General features: G+C 56.3%; 5 protein-coding genes. 4 read left to right on the top strand and 1 reads right to left on the bottom strand.

What is annotated here, in order from left to right; all coding sequences use genetic code 11:
* The coding region (locus tag AC2FCQ_RS24580) for an MbeD family mobilization/exclusion protein (RefSeq protein WP_070123139.1) at window positions 1-174 on the top strand (174 nt) is incomplete at its 5' end.
* Window positions 175-341: 167 nt separating this feature from the next.
* On the top strand, window positions 342-674 hold the full coding sequence (locus tag AC2FCQ_RS24575; protein WP_001099531.1) for an EmrE family multidrug efflux SMR transporter: 333 nt from the start codon (window positions 342-344) through the stop codon (window positions 672-674).
* 208 nt (window positions 675-882) lie between these two features.
* Here AC2FCQ_RS24575 and AC2FCQ_RS24570 read toward each other — a convergent pair whose 3' ends face one another.
* On the bottom strand, window positions 883-1,053 hold the full coding sequence (locus AC2FCQ_RS24570; protein ID WP_004193911.1) for a hypothetical protein: 171 nt from the start codon (window positions 1,051-1,053) through the stop codon (window positions 883-885).
* A 638-nt stretch (window positions 1,054-1,691) separates the two neighbouring features.
* Between AC2FCQ_RS24570 and AC2FCQ_RS24565 the strand changes: the two genes are divergently transcribed.
* On the top strand, window positions 1,692-2,015 hold the full coding sequence (locus AC2FCQ_RS24565; RefSeq protein ID WP_004193914.1) for a MobC family plasmid mobilization relaxosome protein: 324 nt from the start codon (window positions 1,692-1,694) through the stop codon (window positions 2,013-2,015).
* Window positions 2,005-3,225 (top strand): plasmid mobilization relaxase MbeA (gene mbeA, locus AC2FCQ_RS24560; RefSeq protein ID WP_119015095.1); only part of this gene is annotated, 1,221 nt, incomplete at its 3' end. The genes AC2FCQ_RS24565 and mbeA, both read left to right, overlap by 11 nt.

Genomic DNA, 3,225 nt, shown 5'->3' with positions numbered 1-3,225 from the left:
CTACAGCAGGACTACTCGAAAAGGCTGGACGAGTGGGAGAACGCCTTCGCGGAATGGCGGACGATGTCTGGTCTTATTCAACGGGAGAACGCGGCGCTGAACGAGCGCGTCACGGTCTTGAGCAGGCAGGTGCAGAGTTTGAGCGAGCAGCTGCGCCGGTTGTCGAAAGGCTGAACGCGATAGAAACTCACCGGCAGCAGGAGCGGGCGGTGCAGCACCAGAAAGCGCTGGAGCTGGAACGATCGCAGTGGCAGCATCATGGTCCTTCGCTATGATAAGCCGGGTTCTATTAATTAGTTGTTATGTAAAGATATTTAAATTTTTCAACATGAGGTATTTTTATGAATACATATATTTTCCTGGGAGGGGCTATTGTGGCTGAAGTCATAGGCACCACCTTTATGAAATATTCAGAAGGATTTACACGCCTGTGGCCGTCTGTAGGAACTGCAATAAGTTATTGCGCTGCCTTTTATCTGCTTTCCCAAACATTGGAAAATATACCTACCGGTATTGCTTACGCAATTTGGTCTGGTGCGGGAATTGTACTAATAAGCCTAGCTGGTTGGTTGGTTAGCGGTCAAAAACTTGATTGGCCCGCAATTGCAGGAATGTTCCTTATTTGCGTTGGAGTTTTGGTTATTAATATTTTTTCAAAATCTTCTGCGCATTAACTTTTTACCGAAGCATATTGGCCAAAGCAAAAGGATTTCCTTGAGATCCTTTCTTTCTGCGCGTAATCTTTTTCCCTGTAAACAAAAAAACCACCGCTACCAACGGTGGTTCGTTTGCCGGAATTCAGAGCTACCAACTCTTTGTTCCGATGGTAACTGGCTTTCACGGAGCGCAGATACCTAAACTGTCCTTTCAGTGTAGCCGCACTCAGGCTTTCACTTCAAGAACTCTGTAGGCATTCTCTACAATCTCTGCTCCGTGAACCCAGTTACCAATGGCTACCGCCACTGGCGATTTGTCGTGTCTTTCCGGGTTGGACTCAAGTTGATAGTTACCGGAACGGGCGTGGTAGTCGGACTGAACGGGGGGTTCGTGCATACAGTCCATCCTGGAGCGAACTGCCTACCCGGAACCGAGTTTCAGGCGTGGAATGAGAAACCGCGGCCATAACAGCGGAATGACACCGGTAAACCGAAAGGCAGGAATGCGGGGGAGCACGAGGGAGCCACCAGGGGGAAACGCCTGGTATCTTTAAGCCGCATCGGGTTTCGCCACCGCTGATTTGAGCGTCATTTTCGTGATACTCGTCAGGGGGGCGGAGCCTATGGAAAAACGGCAACTCCGCATCCTTTTCTTGGCCTTTCCTGCTTCGAGCGGCATTTGCTTATCCCGTAATCTGTGAGCTGGTAACGCCCGCCGCAGTCTCACGGCAGGAGCGTAGCGACCGAGTGAGCGAGGAGGCGTCATTTCATCACCACCTGCATTTTGCACTTACGCCCGGCAGCCGCATTTTTCCCCTGTCACATGAAGCACTTTCATAAATTGCCACTCCGTCATAACATGTTTAGCCAGTATACACTCCGCTAGCGCTACGTGACTGGTTCAGGGCTGCGCCCCGAAACCCGCTAAAACCACTGCCGCGCCTGCGGCTTGTCCAACACCGTGCCGACCGGGAAAAGATTTCCCGTCCGTCCCGGCGTTATCAGGAGGCCGGATTGGCAGACAAACGCAGCAAAATGCTCACCATGTGGGTGACTGAGGACGAGCACCGGCGTCTGCTGGAGCGCTGCGAGGGTAAGCAACTCGCGGCCTGGATGCGGCAGACGTGCCTGGACGAGAAGCCCGCACGCGCCGGCAAACTTCCGTCGATCTCGCCGGCGCTGCTTCGTCAGCTTGCCGGCATGGGGAACAACCTTAACCAGATTGCCCGCCAGGTTAACGCCGGTGGTGGAAGCGGACACGACCGCGTGCAGATTGTCGCCGCGCTGATGGCCATCGATGCCGGACTCGAGCGGTTGCGGCATGCCGTACTGGAAAAGGGTGCTGATGATGATCGTTAAGTTTCATCCTCGGGGGCGCGGCGGCGGCGGCGGGCCGGTCGATTATCTGCTGGGTAAAGATCGCCAGCGCGACGGCGCCAGCGTTCTGCAGGGGAAGCCGGATGAAGTCCGGGAGCTTATCGACGCCTCGCCCTACGCCAAAAAGTACACTTCCGGCGTTCTGTCTTTTGCCGAACAGGATTTACCGCCCGGCCAGCGCGAAAAGCTGATGGCGAGTTTCGAGCGGGTTCTGATGCCCGGACTCGATAAAGACCAGTACAGCGTGCTGTGGGTTGAGCACCGGGACAAGGGGCGGCTGGAGCTGAACTTCCTGATCCCGAACACGGAGCTTCTGACCGGCAAGCGGCTACAGCCGTATTACGACCGCGCCGACCGTCCGCGCATCGATGCCTGGCAGACCATAGTGAACGGCAGGCTGGGGCTGCATGACCCGAACGCGCCGGAGAACCGGCGGGTGCTGGTCTCGCCTTCCGCGCTGCCGGAAGCGAAGCAGGAAGCCGCCCAGGCGATTACGAGCGGCCTGCTTGCCCTTGCCTCATCCGGGGAGCTGAAAACGCGTCAGGACGTCACTGAGGCGCTGGAAAGCGCAGGTTTTGAGGTGGTGCGCACCACAAAAAGCAGCATCAGCATTGCCGACCCGGACGGGGGGCGAAACATCCGACTGAAGGGAGCCATCTATGAACAGTCTTTTAACGCTGGCGAAGGACTTAGAGCAGAAATCGAAAGCGCAGCAGCAGACTACCGGCGAGATGCTGAAAGCCGCATTCAGCGAGCACGAGAAGTCTGTCAGAGCGGAACTGAGCGAAAGCGAGAAGAGAATCAGCGCCGCCATCCTCGACCACGACCGGAAGCTGTCCTCAGCCATGAGCCAGCGCACGAAAGGGATGCTGCGCATGGTCAGCCAGACGTGGCTGACCATCGTTCTGGTCTCCGCGCTGCTGATAGCGTCGAGCGCGGGCATTCTGTGGTGGCAGGGGCAGCAGATACTCGAGAACTATACGACCATCCGGGAGCAGAAGAGCACGCAGGCCATGCTGTCAGAGAGGAACAGCGGCGTACAGCTCTCGACCTGCGGCGAGCAGAGACGCCGCTGCGTGAGGGTGAACCCGGAAGCGGGACAGTTCGGAGAGGACTCGAGCTGGATGATACTGGCGGGGAAATAGCACATGACGGAGCTGGAAAAACAGTTGCTGAGCGCATTAGAGCAGCT

The sequence above is a fragment of the Serratia sp. CoH_134_PS_4 genome (assembly GCF_058190535.1).
Note: the sequence above shows the minus strand (reverse complement) of the source record. Positions and strands in the feature narration are given on the sequence as shown.

What these genes read in the sequence shown, in the direction of transcription:
- AC2FCQ_RS24575 (WP_001099531.1), top strand. Translation starts at nt 342, where the DNA reads ATGAATACATATATTTTCCTGGGAGGGGCTATTGTGGCTGAAGTCATA.
- AC2FCQ_RS24570 (WP_004193911.1), bottom strand. Translation starts at nt 1,053, where the DNA reads ATGCACGAACCCCCCGTTCAGTCCGACTACCACGCCCGTTCCGGTAAC.
- AC2FCQ_RS24565 (WP_004193914.1), top strand. Translation starts at nt 1,692, where the DNA reads ATGCTCACCATGTGGGTGACTGAGGACGAGCACCGGCGTCTGCTGGAG.